The sequence below is a fragment of the Stieleria maiorica genome, assembly GCF_008035925.1.
In the GTDB taxonomy this organism is placed as follows: domain Bacteria; phylum Planctomycetota; class Planctomycetia; order Pirellulales; family Pirellulaceae; genus Stieleria; species Stieleria maiorica.
This window is the reverse complement of record NZ_CP036264.1, coordinates 5,962,590-5,980,311: the sequence shown is the minus strand read 5'-3', so window position 1 is coordinate 5,980,311 and position 17,722 is coordinate 5,962,590. Positions and strand designations below refer to the sequence as shown.

The following is a 17,722-nucleotide window of genomic DNA, read 5'->3' as shown; positions in this document are numbered from 1 at the left end:
GTTATTGGGAGATCTAAGCTTGTAACATCGTATTGTCGAGATGCGAATGTTGGAAACCGAGGTCCGAAATGCCGCGTACGGAAAGTCAAAGGTTCCAGGACTCAATTCTACCCTATTCGCGTGCAATGCGTCGTAGTTGAAATCTACAAACTGTGAGGGCCGGACATGAACCAGCTTGGTGAGCGTGATGTTTTCCGCTCTGCAGATCTGTTTCAGTATTCGGACTTTGGAATCGTCTTTGGGTGTAAGTTTCGGTCCGAGATGGAGTTTCGGATTCGCGGTGCGATCGAATTGGTTCGCAGCGAACGAGTAGGCACGCTGATTCTGTCCGGCGGGGCGACGGGCACGTCTGGCCGGAGTGAAGCGGAAATCATGGAGGCCATTGCACTCGATGCAGGTGTCGCTCCCATCCGACTCTTACTGGAAGAGGCCTCCCGGACGACGCAGCAGAATATGCTTGAGTGTGCCAAGATCATTCGATCGCGACACGATCACTCAAAGCCATGCTCGGTAGCGCTGATCACCAGCGATTGGCATATGTCACGCGCCTGGATGATGGCGAAGACACACCTGCCTTCGGGCACAACGATCTTCTGTGCTCCACAGAAAACCACATGCAACACAGAAGTTTGGTTCAAGACCATTCAGTGTGCCTGTCTGATTCGCAGCGAACTTCGGCTTGTCAAATTAGCGATGCAGCGAGGCTATCCGGACCCACGGAAATCGAACCACTCAAGTTGATTGTAAATATGCAGACGCCGCAGAAGTGGAGAAGGTGGCGATAGGCAGGGAAATCCTGTTGCGCCGCGACGAACTATGGAACCGAAAGTGAGACAAGAAAATGGATGACAGGAAAATCTGCGGAGGCTCCTTGGGAAGAAGGAATCGAATTCTGCGACCCTCGTAATCGATCATGTCAATTCGTTTCCCGCATCACATTTTCTTGTCAGCAATTCTCCTGTCGATACAATTCCCGACTCCCCCATTTTTCTGCCATCTCAAGCGCAACCCGGCCAATGATGCCTCGGAGCAAAACCCGCGGCGATGCTAGCAACAGTGAACCTTTAGCGGCTATTCCGATTGATCCGCTCGTTCTGGATGTTCTTCCACTCCAGGCCGGGCAACCGCTTTGATCGGTCCGAATGGGCGGCCGATACCTCTCCGCAGGGTGGTGTCTGTCTCTATTGTTGAGGAGCGATCGGTGAGAGTTTCACGCAATGGGTTACTGCTATGCGCGGTTTGCTGCTTCCAGCTTGCCATGACAAGCGTCGATGCTGGCGATGGCAACAGCACTTGCCCTTCGCTGCGCGATCGTCTTCCTGCGATGGTCGGGGATTTCTTCGGCGGCAGTAACATTCGCGCTCGGGGCAGCGCGTCTTTTGATCGGTTGTTCGTCTACGCCGACGACCTGGACGCACCCGCGACATTACCTCCAGGCAACAGCATCATGTCGATTTCCGAATCCGGACCGGTCGGAATTTTCGACACGTCTTTGATGTCCGTCCAGCAAGCTCAGTCGATTTTCCGGGGCGGCGGCACGCTTCCCGGCGTCACGCTGGCCGGCACGATTTCCGCAAATGCGTCACTGACGACAAGTGACACGATCTCGCAAATCCAGTCCCAATTGGCTTCGACGCCGCAGGGCTATGATATCGTTTTGCTGCAAACGCCGAGCGGAACCTATGCTGCCGCGGTCGACTCGATCTTCCAAAGCCGAAACACCGTCGCCGGAACCACCGTCTACAACTCATCAGCCTCGGGGGCGATGATTCAAGGCGGGGGAGACTCGCTCAATGGCGGCGAAGACTTGGATGCATACTACTTCTACGACCACGTCATCAACGTCGACACCGCAATCGCCGATGCGGCCAATGGCAGCGTGGGCTCGTTGAAGATCGCCGAAGGCGGAAGCGTCCTGCCGCAAGACCGCGTCTTCTTCCGCTACAGCTACATCGGCGATGTGGCGTACGGGGGAGGAGGACTGAGCCGTTTCACACCCGGTTTCGAAAAGTCATTCCTGAACCAGCTCGTCTCCTTCGAGGTGCGACTTCCCTTTGTAGCGGACGCGGCCACGAATATCACGGCAGATGGAAGGAGTCTGTCCACCAACTCGGATGCCAAAGTCGGCAACGTGATGATGTACTTCAAGACGTTGCTGCTTGAAAGCACCAACTATGCCATCTCCGGCGGCCTCGGTCTGGCCCTGCCAAGCGCGGAATCCATCGAGATCAACTTGAGCAACGGCAGTCCACTGCTGCGAGTCGCCAACGACTCCGTCCAGATCCAGCCGTTTTTGGGAGGACTGTACATGCCCGGCGACAAATGGTTCGCGCAGGGATTCACGCAGTTCAGCTTCGCCACCAGCGACAACACCGTGTACTTGAACCCCGACGGCAACGGGCTCCAGCAAGCCGGATCGATCAGCGATCCCAGCTACCTGTTTGCCGATCTTGCCGTGGGCTGCTTCGCCTACCGCAACGACCAGGCCGATTACCTGACCGCCATCATCCCCACCTTGGAAGTCCATCAAACCACTTCACTCGACGATGCCGGCAGCGTCTCAGCGGGAAACTTGCAACTCGGAAACTTCAGCGGCACGACCAGCATTACTAGCGCCGTCCTGGCCACCACCTTCGAATTCGGTCTCCACACCCACCTCACCGCCGCCTACGCCTTCCCCGTCACCTCCAACGAACGTCAATACGACGGAGCTTTCCGAATCCAATACAACCGGGCGTTGCGGTAGAGTTGCACGTAAAGCTCGAAACTGACGCCGACAGCAATGGCGAGGATCACATCCGTGAATCTTTTAGCCTAACTCAAAATTCGAAGCGTCGGTGTTTTCACCTCTGCGATTCATGGATCCCCTTCGGCGCGGCGGTCAGATTCACCGCTGCGCCGAAACGGGTGCATGAACATGTGTGGACCAGCTCAGCTGCGTGCGGTTCTGCCGGACGCGACTCGTCTCGGCGCGGCCAGGACGAAAACGAATCGCCAACGACAAAATCGCGATGCGGTGAGCAGCCGCCGATGGCATCGGAACAGGACTTCGTTAAGAATCATGGTTGCGTTCGTGGGGGAGTGAATGCTCACGAACCGATGTGGGGCACTCCGGCGGTCGTCCGATCCATTGGCCTATCGGACGCGGCAATTTGGCAGTTGGGGCCGGTCACTCAAGTCGGACGCCAACGTTATTGCTGTCGGGAAAACCGATGGAATACGTTTTTCCTTTGATGAAATTGAACGAACGCTGAACGCTCTCGATGCCCACCGGTTGATTTTGCTGGCGGACCTAAATGGCTGCCAAGATGCCTCGTCGAGGCATTGTTTCAAGCCTAATTCTGCGATGCGCTGGACATGGGCAATCGCCAGAAGCTGATCGGCGTGGTTGTTGACGCCGGCATGCCCAGGAATGGGGCCGAGGCCACGCTGGATTGCGATAGCGGGATGGATGCACTTGCAATCGCCAGTGAAATGTCTCAGCGTTTTCGAGGTGCTGGAGTACCGTGTTTCGTCATTGATCAAAAGATCACGTTGATCGGTACGCAACCGACCAGCGTTCTCGTTGAAACAGGCGATCCGAAGTTGTTGTCGATCAATCTATTGATGCCCCGGCGATACTCCAAACAAATGCTGCGTTTTGTTTTTCCATTGGTGTTGCAAAAACAAGCACCCGGGTCGTCAGGTGTCGCATCACCGGCGTAGACCGATTGCTGTTTTCGACCGGCCGCATTGCTGGCCGTTATCGGTGGAACAGACCATTGGTTGTTCAACGACCCGGTCACGCCCATACGGTGGTGTGTATCGACTGCGGCCCCAAAACGCCCAGACCGACTTGCGTGGGAAAATCTTCACCGCTGTGATTCGGCCGATCCTCTTGAATTGGTCGACCAATGCAACTGATGTCACGAATAGGCCGAATTGCGGAGCAAACGCATGGGCATCCATCATGCGCGCGGCGTCTGTGCCCGGTGCTATTGCGCCTGCTCATGACATCCGCACGTAGGTTTCGCGTATAGTTGGATGTCGCACAAGAAAAATAGGATCAGCGATGAACCATTTTAGTACCTGGATCGTGCTTGCTTTCACGACATGCCTTTTGCCGCCGCTCACACTGACGGCTGAAAAGCCGGTCGGCTCGCACTCGAACGTCGTTGAAATTGTCGTTGACCTAAGTACTGAGGTCGGCGAGTTGTACAACTTCTGGGATGTCTATCCAGTCACGGTTCAGACGCCGTTTCTCCATGAGCAGCAATTCGATCAATTGCGACAAACCTATCGGTATGCCAAATACATCAATTGTGTGCGGCTACTTGGCGGGATCGACCTCAAGAAAGATGATTACTTTCGAGGCGTTGATGACCAAGGTCAGGCAGTGTGTGATTTCTCTGAAGGGTTAGCGATGCTCTCCGGAATCCGGAATTGCGGTTTCACGCCGTGGATCGTCCTGGACAATGTGCCTGCCGAGATGAGCGAGAATCCGACGCAAAACCGCTACGGCAACACGGAACCGCCGGCTGATTTTAACCTATGGAGCAGCTACATCCGGCAGTTCGTTCAGTCACTGGTCGACGAGTTCGGGCCTGAGGAAGTCTCCAAGTGGCGTTTCCGCGTCGGTACCGAGCCGGATCTCTACCCGGGACACTGGTCCGGTACGAAGCAGCAGTACCTGATGCACTACGACTACACCGTCGCGGCGGTCCTGAGCGTGTTGCCTAACGCCGAGATTGGTCCCGGAAACATCATTGATCCGGTGAAGAAAAGAAAGTGGAAATCATGGGGGACCGAGATCATTGAGCACTGTGCCAACGGAACGAATCATGCCACCGGCCAGAACGGGACTCGGCTCGGATTCTTCGGTTCTTCGTACTACACGGCTGTAGGAACAACGGACGAGCGGTTCGATGATTTGGTAGTTCTATTGCGCAGCAAGCTCGGCGAGCATGCTCAATTTGCCGACGTACCCGTCGAGATCCAAGAGTTCGGTATCCTAAGCGAAGGTGGGAAGTGGATCGTTGGCGACGGAACTGAGTTTGGAGGATCGTGGCTTCCCCACATGGCGGACAAGATCTATCGAAACCGTGTTCGTCGTGTCTTCCAGTGGTCGTGGAACACAAATAAGGGCGGCGACCTTCCGACCCCGCTTACCCATGTCATGGACATGCTTGAAGAGATGGCTGGCGGAACGCGAATGGCCGTCGAAACATCCCGAACCAGTGAAGAGGACCACATTGGTTGCATTGCCGCGAAGCAGGGAGATCGGGTCAACCTGATCGTTTTCCGCCACTTGTCTGTACGTGAGAACGGAGAGAAACTGCCCGTCCGTCTTACGCTCGGCGGCGACTCACTGCCGAATAAGAATTGGGCCGTCACCCGCGCCGATGTGCTCGATGGGGATCACTCGGGATTCATGGGCGAGCGCAGTGCCGATATGGAGCAGGCCCGGGCCGAAGTCCGGGATGAAGCGAATCCTTATGCAATCGCGATCAAGGTCATGGCAGCAAACCGAGCAAAATACGAAGAAATGAGCAAGCTTCAGCCCCTTGACCCAATGCCCAAACCGACCCTTGATCGCTCAGGCCGAATGCACTTCGATCTGACGTTGGACGGCCACAGCGTCGTTCTTCTCCAGTTGAAGTGACCGACAACATTGGAAACTCGTTTTCATTCCGATTTTGTCGGTCCCCCGGTGGTGCTGGCGAAGGCCAAATGAGAAGAAGAATGACCACAAATTTGTCCCGCCGAAGATTACTTGTCGCTGGAGCTGCCGCTCCTACGTTCCTCGCCACTGGATTGGCAAACGAAATCAACAAACGCGTACCACGAGTCGACACACACCTCCACTGTTTCGCCGGTGCCAACGACCCGCGTTTCCGCTATCACGATCGAGCTCCCTATCGTCCCGACACCCCCGCGACACCCCAACATCTGATGGAATGTATGGACGGCGCCGGCGTGGACTTCGCAGTCGTGGTTCACCCGGAACCCTATCAAGATGACCATCGGTACCTAGAGCATTGCCTTGAGGTCGGCGGCACTCGCCTCAAGGGAACTTGCCTCTTTTTTTCCGACCGGCCCGGCTCTGTCGCCAAGTTGCCGGATTTGGTCAAGCGTGCTCCTATCGTTGCCACGCGTGTTCATGCCTACGCTCCGGATCGATTGCCACCGTTTGGCAAATCGGAACTGCGTGATTTGTGGAAAACCGCGAGCGACCTTGGCCTGGCCATTCAACTTCACTTTGAGCCTCGCTACGCCCGTGGGTTCGAGCCGCTGATCAAGGAGTTTTCCCAGACTCGCGTCGTCATCGATCACCTCGGTCGACCATTTCAGGGCGTTCCGGAGGAGCATGAAGTCATCGTCCGGTGGTCGCGATTCCACAACACGGTGATCAAGCTCTCGTCGATTCCTTTACAAACGAAATACCCGCATCGCGACATCGCGCCGGTCATCAAGAGATTGGTCAGCGAATTTGGCGCTGAGCGAGTGATTTACGGTGGCGGTTTCAGTGCGGACGCCACGCCTGAGTCCTACCGAGCGGCATTCGACCGAGCCGAATCGTTCATCGCCCACCTACCGGAAACGGATCGTATGGCAATTCTCGGCGGGAATGCCGCGAAGTTGTTTGGATTTGAGTGAATTCCCAGAAGTCGCTCGGCAAATTTTTCGCGGATCCGTGCGTCGCACGTACCCGATCCACCACGGCCGCCGAGCTAATTCCAAACAAAGCGACATGCTGTCGCCGGCCGATAACGGGAGTACCACCGCCGGGCAGATCCCGCGTCACGCACAATGGTCCGTCGATTAGCCGGGGCAGTTCCCGCTACCGATCACGAGAGTCGATTTCACACCGCCAGCCGGCTTCTCCCAATTGGCCGGCCCCCATTCCAAACGAGACTCGGCCAACCAGCCAAGTCGACAAACGGCAAATTTTCTTTTTGCCACGCACTTGCGTATTTGCATCAGCTGTTCACGTAACTCACATGATCAGCAAGTCCAAAATGTCGACCGGCCGACATCGCTCCGATAAGCAACTGCTCGCCGTGGATCGTCGAAACAAAGGCATTGGCCCGAAACGGATCGACAGTCGGTCTCCTTCGTCTTTGACCGTGAGATGATGGAATGAGGCCGCAAGGATGAACATCAGCACGCCAACGGCAGGGAAAACTCACTGAATCACCGGCTCTCCGCGCAAAACCAAACCCAATCCAAGAAACACGACCGCGATCACGTAAACGAGCAGACAGAGCGGCGCCCGATGCGTCTGTCGATAGTTGCACTTCATCGTTGCAGTGCCCTGACGAAACGGCCAACGACATCGACGTATTCAATCTCGTTCGCCCGAAAAATCGTGTTGTGATTCCCATACGGAAATCGCACAAGTTGCTTCTGTCGGGAACCGGCCCATTGGTGATTGCGCTCGGCGTGGGAGATGTCAATCAGACCGTCATTTTCGCAGTGCAGCGTCAAAAGCGGTTTCGTGTATCCGGCAAGCTTCTTGTTGTGATTGAAGTAGCGTTTGACGTCCGCCTGGACATCCGCTTCGTCCAACCCCGCCGCCTCCAGGTCGGTATAGGTCAAGAATCGCTCCAAGGGATCGGCGATGCCGCTCTCGATGATCAGGCCAGCGATGCTTGGCTGGCGATGAGCTAGATCGATGGCGTAGAGCGATCCAATGGACCGTCCGAAGACGATTGCCTTTTCTGGGGCAACCTCAGCGGCATCCATGGCCGCCTCGCCGTCACCGAGCATCGCAACGAGTTGGGCCTCGCCAGTCGAGCCACCGTAATCGCGATATTCAACGAACAAAGAATTCAGGCCCATATCTGCAAACACGTCCGCCATGAAGGGGACGTAGTCGGCAACCGCCTCGCCGTTGCCGTGGAAGTGAATCATCGTGAACCCATCGGCATCAATGATCCTCCTGTAGCAGGCCAGTTCTATCTGATCGATTTTGACGCGAAACGGATCCTCAACACACCGCGTCTGTGGAAAGAGGTAGCATCCGCTGATCGCGGGGTTATCGAGAATGCTCTTCACTTCAAAAATCCGTTGTTGTTCGGATAGACAGAAACAAGGCATTGCCGGATGATTCTCGGGAAATGGCCTCTGGCTCAAGCGGTCGGTCCTAACCAGGTCAGTACACCGCGGTCAATCGTCTCGCCTGCTATTTTCCACGGCGGTTTCGTAGACCGTGACCGCAGCTTTCGCCATCAGGTGCATGGTCTGGTGACTTGGGAGAAGCGGCAATCGCTTCAAACCCATCTCCATGATGACTTGAGCGATTGCCTTCTGAAAATCGCGTTCAAGCTTCTTGACGATCTTCTGGTCCATTAGCGATCTCCTTTGATGAACTCATTTACAAACAGCGATTGCGATCAAGAGCCCGACTCCCACCATGCAGCCCAAGGCGATCACAGAATAGCCGATTCGGAGGCTTTTGCGGATCAGGACCGAAGCAATGATGGACCGCCGATGATTCCTATTTGCGAGGGGGCTACAATGGGTGGATCCTGCGATCGCGATTTCCCGAATCGAGGTTTTTGATGAACGACTCACGCAACGGTCTCAACCTGCTCCCTTGCCTCGACTCCGACGAGATGGCCGACGCCCGTCGGCATGAGCTGGGGATCTCGCGTGAATTCGCTCGGGATCTGGGGCGATCCGCCGTCGAGATTTCCGAGTCAGGCTCTTATCAAAACGCCAAGGGCGAGCGAGTCGACATCGGGAAGATGGTCGAAAACGCAGTTTCAGGTAAGGTCAGCATCGCGCCAGACGATTCCTTGCCGGCAACAAGCCCGACGACGATTGCCGAAACGACCGTCCAGGTCACGAACGAGACCACCTTGCTAGCGGCGAAACGGCTGACCGATTCAGGACAAGACCCGCTTGCGTTGAATTTCGCCAATGGTGTTAACCCGGGCGGCGGGTTTCTCCATGGCGCGCGTGCTCAAGAAGAAGGCCTTTGCCGATCGAGCGCGCTATTTCTCACACTGGTCGGCGATCCGATGTACGACCACCACCGACAGCGAGAAGAACCCGATTCGACCGACTGGGCCATTTATTCGCCGCAAGTCCCCGTCTTTCGCTCAGATGACGGCAAGGAGCTCGACGAACCATGGCGGCTGAGTTTTCTCACCTGCGCGGCACCGTACGCCCCGACGATCGGTCAACCACGATCCGTAGACCTGCTAAAGAGCCGCATCCAACGCGTGCTCGCCATCGCCGCGGCGTACGGCTATCGCAGCCTCGTGCTCGGAGCCTGGGGCTGCGGCGCCTTCGAAAACGATCCGAAACGGACCGCACAGGATTTCCGCTCTGCACTCGAATCGCAGTTCGCTGGCGTCTTTTCAACCGTCGTGTTTGCGATCACGGACTGGTCTCCGGAGAGGCGGTTCATAGGGCCTTTCCGCGACGTTTTTTCGCAGTAGCGAGGTGTAGAAGCATCCCCCAGAGAAAGCATCGGTTTGCAAAGCCCCCACTGCCGAGATCTCCAGCCATTCCGAGCAATTATTCATTGCAACCCTGACAAAAACTAATCCGTCATCAACTTGAAACGAATAATGAGCTTCGCCGGTTGAACGCAACCGTATACCAGAACTAGTTGGCAATGCGTAGTTGACTATACAAGGAGACGGAGGCTTGGGCGATTGCGGTCGGCGGCGGCGGCAGTCACGCTCTCGGCGGATGCTGTGCTCGTCCCGTTGCTTCTGGCGGCCGCGGGAATCGAGTCTTGATCGAATACCCCCACACCTTTGAACGAAGCGATTCGTAGTCTCGATTTCCGGATACCAGCTCAATCATGACGTCTTCCACCGTACGAGAGAGCTTTATCCGGGCAAGCGATCCATGGAAGCCTCTGGGTTGAGTGAGTGTAACTTCGCCAACCCACAGCACACGCAAATAATTGTTTCCTCAATCGCTCGCGGAACTGCGACCTGTTACCGGTGAATTTTGGCTCTTGGCCAGTCGAAGTGATGCACGCCTGAGTAGTATTTGGTTTTCAACCACTCGAGATCATCACGCCAGTCCTCGATCGCTTCTTGGTAACTGTCGGCGCCGGAGCGATTGTTGGCGTTGTGGATGTTTGCTGCAAGCAAACGAGCGAGTTTCCGGAGACGTTTCCCAGATCCGGACCTTCCCCATTCTTTCATGTAGGATGCCGATTGGACAAACGGAAGGTCACCGGTGAAAGCATCCGAAAGTAGTTTCCGCCGAGCCGAAGGAGTCAGCCCCTGCCTGCCCACGCGATAGCCCATCTTGTAAATTGGACTCGATGCAACTCGATCAATCTCATCGGCTTTCGCACTCTTCGGCAGCTTGCCTCGCGTGGTAAGGTCGGCTCGGACCCATCCGGCCCATCCCTGGGAGACGTACTCAAGGCCAGGATGCCCGACTCGAAAGGCATTCAGGCAGAGCGTCCGGTGCCTCATGCTTCGGATCTCAAACGGATCCGGTTGACCAGCAAGCACGGATAAGAACATTTCTTGCGAGTAGATTCGCAAAAAGAGGCCGCTCGCTGAATTGATAATCGTGTTGATATCAAACTCTGACCAGCCTTCGCGTCCGAGGATGATGACTTTAGTTCCCCTGCCAAGCTCGCAAACGCTAATCCGATGGTCCGTCAAAAAGTGAGTGAAGTCAACACGGTCGAAGGGCGACTGGCCTACAATCGCAACTGGATAGGAAAAGTAGCACTCTGCAGCGACATTAAAGTACTCGTCTCGAAGCAGTGGACAATTCAAAAAGCTTCGCGAGGCCGGTGGTAGCGTGTCGACTATCTGCTCCGCCGCAAAGTCCGGGTCTTCACGGAAGACGTAGTACCAGCCGCCGACGTCGATCAATTCACGCTCCGTCGCCCCCATCCTTGAGAAGTCGTCAAATAGGTCTAGCCTATCGTCATCGTCGGAGGTGCCCTCAACGTGCTTTGTTGCTTCTTCTGCCATGAATCGTTCGGTCAGCTTGGAAGCTACGTCATACTCGATTGCTTTCCCATGACTGTCCCACCAAGTTTCAGTACCGTCTTTCCAAACGTAAGTTTTCCCTTTCCATCGCACTTGATAGGTCTTTTTCATTTTTGGCATTGCTGTCGTAAAGATGATGAAGTTGGAGTTGTTGCTATTGACTGCTTGCTGCTTGTGCCACGAGCCAACCTGCCAACTCGTCGACACGGTCGCTGTTTTCGACACACCAGTCGCTGATTCTGTGTCCCGCGGTAGCGCGGAAGCCAAAGCGAGACTCGAAGTCGGCTTGCCGGTCCTCCGGCCAGTCTTGGAGTTCACTTCCACGGCGTTTACAGATCCACATCCCTGAGTCTCGCGACGCATCATCATGCGGAAGTCGTATTTCTGCTCGGCAAATTTCATTTGCATCGCTCCAGAATTCCGCGAATACCCTTGTTGGTTGCCGGTAGTACCTGACTTGAAAGACACCGCTGGCGATGAGCGCGTCGTAGATGCGTTTGGACAACTCGCTTCGCACAGTTCGTAATTGACGATCGAACGAATCGAGAAAAGTCGTTTCCATTATTTCTTCGCGATTTGGCATGGCGGTGATTCGAGCATTGCGGATTTGGAAAAGACGACTCTTAAAGGTCCTGGATTGGAGACCTTCCGGCAGTCGGGAGGAGCCGCCCACGTGTTGTCGGTAGCAACATCGATTGTTTTTTCAGTGTCCAGGTTTGGGAGCGGGGTCAGATCATCTGCCGCATCAATTCGGCGTCACGTAGTCGGAAGAAGTGCCTAGTCAGCCTCTCGGCGAGCCAGCGACTGCGGATGTTCAATCCGACCTCGATGTTTCTATGTTGCCCAGCGTCGGTGAAGTTGGCAGAGGATACGAAGACCCGTTCGTCGTCGATGACGACGCATTTCGCGTGCAACGATGACCGCACTGGGACGTCGTCGGCGACCGATCGTGGATCATAGTAGACCTCCGGTAATCGGCAGCCTGCGGGCCATTGGGTGCTCTCGAATCGATTTTTGAACCTTGCCACCAAAATCTCGGACTTGGTTTTGTCGCCGTCGGGCCGGGCGATGTTCAGGAAAAACTGAACCTTCAGGTTCGGCCGGTCTTCCATCCGCTTTGCAAGTGATTCAAAGACTTTGTCGCCTTGATACACGGCATAGCCGACCACCATCACGGAATCTTGTGCATGGGTAAACAGCTCTCGAACGACGACTGATGTGTCACGATTGTTGATTCCGGGAGCTTCCGGGCCAGACGTCACCAAGTCAATCGTTTCTCGGTGGGCTCGTGCCCGGCCGCGATCAGCCAGAAGCAATTCGATGGCGAGCGAGATCTGATCGGCCGCCATCCCTCGCTGGGAGAGGAGGGCCAGGGCGCGCGACACCGACTTGCTGGTCGCAGCACTGAGAACGCGAGAGAGCTGAAACTCAGAGTATGGGGCCGTGATCCGTCCGGACCGCAAACCGCTGAGAAGGCCACGCAGGTCCGTGTCGCTCAGCTTGACCAGATCTTCCGTCATTTCCTTGCCAACTTGAAGAACTCGATTCCAAGATTGTCGACGGTCGGCACGACCAGCGAACGGTCCAGAAACTCGTTGTGTTGCTCGCAGGACGTTTCCGAGATTAACAGGCATCCGTGGCAGGCGGCACCGTGGAGGAAGCGACGCTCGTGCTGGTTTGCGGGCTGGTGTTGCGCACAGACGGGGTCGTTGGAACACAGCTCGCCCATCTCCAGGGCACTGCGGATGTGTTCGTGGATCTTGCGACCGACTTGAATCAGTCCCCCCAGTGTTCCCTCGGCATCGGACGTCCCGGTGAAGAGCAAGACTCCGTAACCTACGTCTGGGATCGTGTAGATTCGCTCGCGGATCGAGCTTGCCGGGTAGCCACATTCCAGGGAGACCGCCGTGACGAGCATGTGCGAGAAGGAATGGAACAAAACGTAGGGCAGCAAGCCCCCCTCCTCGACAAACTTTTTCGTTGCACCGGTGTGTTCGCCCTTCCAGGCTTCGTAGCCTGCCAGCAACCGTTCTCCCCTTGCCCGCACCTCGTCGCGAGCCACCCAATTCTGGACGGCTTCCGAATTGAATTGAATGAAGACGCCTTCACCGCGATTTTCGATCGCGGGAAGCCATGAGATTTCTCGGGCGAGCGATGCCCGTCGGACTCCCATTTCGAGTTCGCCATCGATGTCGGGCGAGACTGCTTCAAAACGCGTAAAGCCGACCTGAGCCATCACTTCACGAAGCCGATGGACGAGCACGACGCGATCGACGTCCTTCATCCACGGTGCGTCCCAGTGCTCTCGTGGTAGGTTCCGCGCGAAGAAGTTGCCGTCGGGTTTGTCGTCTCCAAGTTCGTCCTTGCTAGCGACCAGCGTCTCCATCTCGGCTTGTTTTACCGACTTTTTCGTTTCGGCCGACTGGCCCTTCCTAACCTTCACCTCATTGAAGACCTCGTAGTTAGTGTAGCCCTCAAGGACTTTACTGACCTTCTCCTTCTTGCGTTCATACTTGATTTCACCCTCGTCTTCAGCTTGCCCGATGAAATCCCAAACCGACTCAACGGCCTCCCGTAGATCCGCGTTCCGATCGGGAAGCGAGATCACGCTCATCACTTGAGGGAAATACGCATTGCTCGCCGTGCGGATCAGCAGGCGGTTGGACTCGCCGCATCTTTCGTTCGCATAGGGTCCGAGCCAAGGTCGTTTTCCGTCGCACCGGAGCAGCGAAGCTGGAGACTCCGCCGCGATCGCCATGTTTCGTTCACCTTTCCCGCATTCGCAGCGCACCCAGACTTCGGCCAAGTCCCCACTGGTACCACGCTCCTCTATCCATAGCTGCCGCCGACAGTCTGTCTCGCCGCCGTGAACGAAGTTGTACCAGTCGATGTCGCCAATGTGGCCGCTACGGCAGGCCCGGACGAATCGAACCGGAACCACACTTCGCTTTTTGCGATCGTCATCAATAAACTTTCCCCTGGTCAGCATTCGGCGATGGACCAACATTCTGGCTCGCACGACGCCGTGGCTGGCTTCACGGTCAACATCTTGAGTGATGAACCACTCGGGAAATTGCCACGCTGTAATACCGGTTTGCGGTGCCCCATGGTCATCATTGTCCGGCGGTGGACTAAACAGCTTCAAATTCTGAAGCGGTGGCTCGAACAGGTCCTTGAGTTTGTCCGCGAGTCGCGGCTCGATAATCTCGTCGCCGCCCGTGCTCCAGGAATCCAATCCACCAACCAACGCCGAGTGATCGGGAAGATCCAACATCGCTCCGGGACCGAACGAGGTGATCAGTTGGCTCTGGCGAATTTGTCCGTGCGGACGTGCGTGCCTCCGTCGACTCATGACGACTCCTCCTCACTTTCGATTTCAATGCCATCGATCGTCTTGAGCCACAAGTTGACGCTCGGCTCAACATCTCGCATGGACCGGTTCGCCCGAAACTTCTTGTGCCGCGGCGGCAGATTCTTGAGTTCCGGATTCAGAAACTCGTACAGAAGCCGCTGGGCACTTCCTACCTCTGTCTGGTACTGAAGGGCGCCACCGGCATCGTAGAGTTCCTTGGCGATCTTGCTCCAGTCATCGAGCAGGTCCTTGCAACGTTCTTCGACCTTGAGCCGCAGCTGCCGGGCCTCTTCCGAGGAGGAATTCTGGTGAGTGTCAAAAGCTCGTTGGGCGAGTTGCTTCACCGCAAAGTCGAGCCGTGGGTACTCGTTCAGGATTTCAGTCGCCCCTCGCGGTGCCGTCATTGGCGCGTGTCCCTGGCGGGCAAGCGCGACCAAGGTGCCCGCTAGTCCGCGATCGAGCGCCCGCGGTGAGAAGGGGGTAACGCTGGTCGCTTCGACGCTGCGGTAGAACGACTCATGGAATGTCGCAAACCGTTCGTAATGCGATCGATCGCGGGGCCGATGAATGTTCAAAATCGTGATCACCAGACCCGGGCGATTGTCATCACGTCCGACACGGCTAGTCGCCTGGATGTACTCGGAGCTGGTCTTCGGTTGCCCAAAACAGACCATCAGGCCCAGGCGGGTGATGTCCAGTCCGACGGAAATCATGTTGGTAGCGATGGCAACGTCGACGTGGTCTTTCTCCTTGAAAGGTTGCTCCAGCCGACGTTTTGCCTCGGAAACCTTGTCGGTTGTCACACGGCTGGTAAGCTCCACGGGCTCGTAGGCGATCGTGCGGTCGTTGAATAGGCCATCGGACTCGCCGACGCGTTTCCTTGCTCCGCGGCCGGTGAGTTGTGTCCTGACTTCATCCTCGATCAACCGTCGGGCACCGCCCAGCTCCCGCAGGCTGTTGAAGTAGCCAAGCAAAGTCATGTACGGATCCGCGGGATTCGCATCTGTCTTGTTGCCACCGGCTTCGTCGTAAGCCTTCTTTGCCGCCGAGAGCAGAGCCAGATACACGCGAAGCATAATGACCTTGGGACTGCGTCCTTGCGCCGCAATCCCGACATACTTGCGGGCGTTACTTTCATCCGTCGAGTGGGTTCGTGCGAAGAAAGAGTCTCGAACATCCGGCCCGGGCGGTGGAAACACGTCAACATCGCGGCGATTAAAGAGCGCCCGGATCTGACTTTGCGCCCGTCGAACCGTTGCTGTTGACGCGATGATTTTGGGATGGACGCGTTGCCCGTCAACTTCGATTGCTGACAATTCGTCCAGGGCGGTTTCGTACAAACCGACGATGGTCCCCAGCGGGCCTGAAATCAGATGCAGTTCGTCCTGGATGACCAGATCGGGAGGCGGCAGTCGATCGGCGGGAAGCGGTCGACCCGCTACAGGAGTGCATGGGCCGTAAAAGCCTTCGGAATCCACTCGATTCACGCGTCCGAAGAACCCGCCGACCTCACCTGTCCAGGGCATCGCGGCGAATTTGTCGACCGTCGCGATCAGGAAGCAGGGCAACCGACGATAGATTGGCTCGTCGACCGAAAGGATCGGCAGGTTGTTTCCACGTGAAAAGTCGCAGCGTCGGTTTGCGCACGTGACTCGAAGATCCGTCGGCTCGTCGGCGCTGGGTAGCAACTGGAACGACGTCCGATTGAACTTGGTGCCGCACCAGGGACACTCTTCCAGTGGAATTGGCGATGGCTTTCGGTCATCGTTTTTGAATGCGATCGTCTTTCGCCGGGCCGACTGACTGTCCGTGTCCCCTTTGTGGCCCATTCGGTTCGGCGTTGCCGCCCGGCCGACCCAAAGCCCGATTTCAAACGGCCACTCGCCAAGTTTCTCTACATCCTTTTGGCGTTCTAGTTCCAAGGCACAGATCAAGGCTGCTGCTCGGCCGAGTTGGTCAAGCGTCAGCAGGCGAAGCGTGTACCGCATTAGGACGCTAAGTCCGGCCGACGACAGCCCGGGGTGAGTCAATCGCCGCAGCACAAGGGTGAACGCCGCGAGTCCGAGATAGGCCTCTGTTTTACCGCCACCGGTTGGAAAGAACAGCAAGTCGACGAGTCCGCGATCGTTACTTGTAGGCTCGGCGATCCCTTTGAGGTTCATCAGGATGAACGCGAGCTGGAATGGTCGCCATGCCGGGATGATCTCGCCCGGAGGCTTTCCAAGCTGCTGAGCGAGGCGTCGCCGTCCCTGCGCCGCCATCGCCCGGTTCGCGATCCGGAAGGCTTCCAGGTACTTGGAATCACCAAGCAGATCGATCCCTGACTGGATGCGGTTGGCAGCGATATTGGCCCGATGAAGCAGTTCGTTTGCCGTCACCTGCCGCCGCGCTGACAGACTGGAAACAGACGCCTTTTGCTTATCGATCCAAGTCTTATAGTTCGTGACGAACCCGCCCAGCTGCTCCTGTGCGTCTGCGCCATCTCGCAGAATTGCCAGGGCTTCCATTTCCAAGGTGATGCCGGGGATCTTTGACGGCGCGACCTTCTCGACTTCGGCGGTCGGCAACCAACAGGATCGCACGACTCGGCACTCGCCGTTCTCGACCACGGATTCGGTTGAAACACTGTGTCCGACGGCGAACTCGAAGGCATTGCGGTACTGGACGTCGGCGACACACTCGTCCCAATCGTCGCTCTGCAAACTGTGGAGGTTCGGCCGTGCTACGAACGACACGTTGCTCCGCACCTCCAATGAGACCTGGAAGATGGATCCTTCGTCTTGCAACTCGTCAGACATCGGCTTCCGACGGTTCACGACGAACAGCGAAAGACTTCGCGTGCCTTTGGGCAGCCCGCCATCAATTTCATGATCGGGAACGGTCCGCAACGACCAGACCAATTCCACGCCGCGACTTGCGGGGATTGGGACCACACCGTTCCCCGTGGTCTTATTTCCAAGGTCGACGAGAACCGTTTGGCTATGTGGCACGCGTCGCCACTGCTGCGGACCAGTTTCTCCCTCTTCATGCTCGACACGTAGGTATTCACCGTAGGCAACCGTTGCATCGAGTTGATCAGTACCTGCCGGTAGAAGCAGGCTGATCCCCATACTGCTTGGAAGATACGACCGTCGCGCGGCTGGTTTCTCCGGTGTCTCGTCGTCATCCAGCCCTGCTGGTTCGGCAGCTTGGTCCAGTTCGTCATTGCTGGTGGGATCCGACCGTTGCTCTTCGTCCGCATCAAGCGGAACGAGGAACCCTGTCAGGTACCAGCGTGACGGGGTTTGCGGCAAAACCTCTCTGGTGTTCCCGAGTGAATCCGATGGCCCAATCAGATCGAGCTGAAGAGCCTCCAACAGCGATTGTCGAACTTGGGTCGCTTCGGGGTGAGTCTCTTTGTTCATGCGTT

General features: G+C 56.5%; 12 protein-coding genes. 6 read left to right on the top strand and 6 right to left on the bottom strand.

The annotated features are described in order from the left end of the window. Nucleotides 1-165 precede the first annotated feature (165 nt). The 5 genes from Mal15_RS35155 to Mal15_RS20400 all read left to right on the top strand — a co-directional run bounded on the left by Mal15_RS35155 (nucleotide 166) and on the right by Mal15_RS20400 (nucleotide 6,636). Nucleotides 166-741 (top strand): YdcF family protein, encoded by a 576-nt coding sequence (locus Mal15_RS35155; protein WP_147869455.1) that lies wholly within the window; start codon nucleotides 166-168, stop codon nucleotides 739-741. Nucleotides 742-1,258: 517 nt separating this feature from the next. Next, complete coding sequence (locus Mal15_RS20415) at nucleotides 1,259-2,746, top strand: hypothetical protein (RefSeq protein ID WP_147869454.1); 1,488 nt, start codon at nucleotides 1,259-1,261, stop codon at nucleotides 2,744-2,746. A gap of 611 nt (nucleotides 2,747-3,357) precedes the next feature. Then, complete coding sequence (locus Mal15_RS20410) at nucleotides 3,358-3,705, top strand: thioredoxin domain-containing protein (RefSeq protein ID WP_147869453.1); 348 nt, start codon at nucleotides 3,358-3,360, stop codon at nucleotides 3,703-3,705. Between the two features lie 346 nt (nucleotides 3,706-4,051). Continuing rightward, on the top strand, nucleotides 4,052-5,641 hold the full coding sequence (locus tag Mal15_RS20405) for a GH39 family glycosyl hydrolase (RefSeq protein ID WP_147869452.1): 1,590 nt from the start codon (nucleotides 4,052-4,054) through the stop codon (nucleotides 5,639-5,641). A gap of 152 nt (nucleotides 5,642-5,793) precedes the next feature. Further along, nucleotides 5,794-6,636, top strand: a complete 843-nt coding sequence (locus Mal15_RS20400; protein ID WP_167546931.1) for an amidohydrolase family protein — start codon at nucleotides 5,794-5,796, stop codon at nucleotides 6,634-6,636. A 642-nt stretch (nucleotides 6,637-7,278) separates the two neighbouring features. Here the strand turns inward: Mal15_RS20400 and Mal15_RS20395 are convergent. After that, entirely contained in the window at nucleotides 7,279-8,037 is a 759-nt protein-coding gene (locus Mal15_RS20395; RefSeq protein WP_147869450.1) for an alpha/beta hydrolase, read from the bottom strand. A gap of 111 nt (nucleotides 8,038-8,148) precedes the next feature. After that, nucleotides 8,149-8,331, bottom strand: a complete 183-nt coding sequence (locus tag Mal15_RS20390) for a hypothetical protein (RefSeq protein WP_147869449.1) — start codon at nucleotides 8,329-8,331, stop codon at nucleotides 8,149-8,151. 212 nt (nucleotides 8,332-8,543) lie between these two features. On the opposite strand from Mal15_RS20390, the gene Mal15_RS20385 reads away from it, so the two are divergent. Beyond that, nucleotides 8,544-9,428: a TIGR02452 family protein gene (locus Mal15_RS20385; RefSeq protein ID WP_147869448.1), complete on the top strand. Its 885-nt coding sequence runs from the start codon at nucleotides 8,544-8,546 to the stop codon at nucleotides 9,426-9,428. A gap of 510 nt (nucleotides 9,429-9,938) precedes the next feature. On the opposite strand, the gene Mal15_RS20380 is transcribed toward Mal15_RS20385, so the two are convergent. From Mal15_RS20380 to drmA, 4 genes are all read right to left on the bottom strand, one after another. Then, nucleotides 9,939-11,363 (bottom strand): hypothetical protein, encoded by a 1,425-nt coding sequence (locus Mal15_RS20380; protein ID WP_147869447.1) that lies wholly within the window; start codon nucleotides 11,361-11,363, stop codon nucleotides 9,939-9,941. A gap of 326 nt (nucleotides 11,364-11,689) precedes the next feature. Continuing rightward, the gene (drmC, locus tag Mal15_RS20375; protein WP_167546930.1) at nucleotides 11,690-12,481 is read right to left on the bottom strand and encodes a DISARM system phospholipase D-like protein DrmC; all 792 of its coding nucleotides are present in this window, start codon (nucleotides 12,479-12,481) and stop codon (nucleotides 11,690-11,692) included. Next, the gene (gene drmB / locus Mal15_RS20370; RefSeq protein ID WP_147869445.1) at nucleotides 12,478-14,313 is read right to left on the bottom strand and encodes a DUF1998 domain-containing protein; all 1,836 of its coding nucleotides are present in this window, start codon (nucleotides 14,311-14,313) and stop codon (nucleotides 12,478-12,480) included. The genes drmC and drmB overlap by 4 nt, the downstream gene beginning before the upstream one ends. Beyond that, nucleotides 14,310-17,717 carry a DISARM system helicase DrmA gene (gene drmA / locus Mal15_RS20365; RefSeq protein WP_147869444.1) on the bottom strand — a complete coding sequence of 1,136 codons (3,408 nt, stop codon included), beginning with the start codon at nucleotides 17,715-17,717 and terminating at the stop codon, nucleotides 14,310-14,312. The genes drmB and drmA overlap by 4 nt, the downstream gene beginning before the upstream one ends. Nucleotides 17,718-17,722: the final 5 nt, after the last annotated feature.

Excerpts from the sequence above, each read along its gene's own strand:
- Mal15_RS35155 (WP_147869455.1), top strand. The coding sequence starts at position 166 with ATGAACCAGCTTGGTGAGCGTGATGTTTTCCGCTCTGCAGATCTGTTT.
- Mal15_RS20415 (WP_147869454.1), top strand. The coding sequence starts at position 1,259 with ATGACAAGCGTCGATGCTGGCGATGGCAACAGCACTTGCCCTTCGCTG.
- Mal15_RS20410 (WP_147869453.1), top strand. The coding sequence starts at position 3,358 with ATGGGCAATCGCCAGAAGCTGATCGGCGTGGTTGTTGACGCCGGCATG.
- Mal15_RS20405 (WP_147869452.1), top strand. The coding sequence starts at position 4,052 with ATGAACCATTTTAGTACCTGGATCGTGCTTGCTTTCACGACATGCCTT.
- Mal15_RS20390 (WP_147869449.1), bottom strand. The coding sequence starts at position 8,331 with ATGGACCAGAAGATCGTCAAGAAGCTTGAACGCGATTTTCAGAAGGCA.
- Mal15_RS20385 (WP_147869448.1), top strand. The coding sequence starts at position 8,544 with ATGAACGACTCACGCAACGGTCTCAACCTGCTCCCTTGCCTCGACTCC.
- Mal15_RS20380 (WP_147869447.1), bottom strand. The coding sequence starts at position 11,363 with ATGAAATTTGCCGAGCAGAAATACGACTTCCGCATGATGATGCGTCGC.
- drmC (WP_167546930.1), bottom strand. The coding sequence starts at position 12,481 with ATGACGGAAGATCTGGTCAAGCTGAGCGACACGGACCTGCGTGGCCTT.
- drmB (WP_147869445.1), bottom strand. The coding sequence starts at position 14,313 with ATGAGTCGACGGAGGCACGCACGTCCGCACGGACAAATTCGCCAGAGC.
- drmA (WP_147869444.1), bottom strand. The coding sequence starts at position 17,717 with ATGAACAAAGAGACTCACCCCGAAGCGACCCAAGTTCGACAATCGCTG.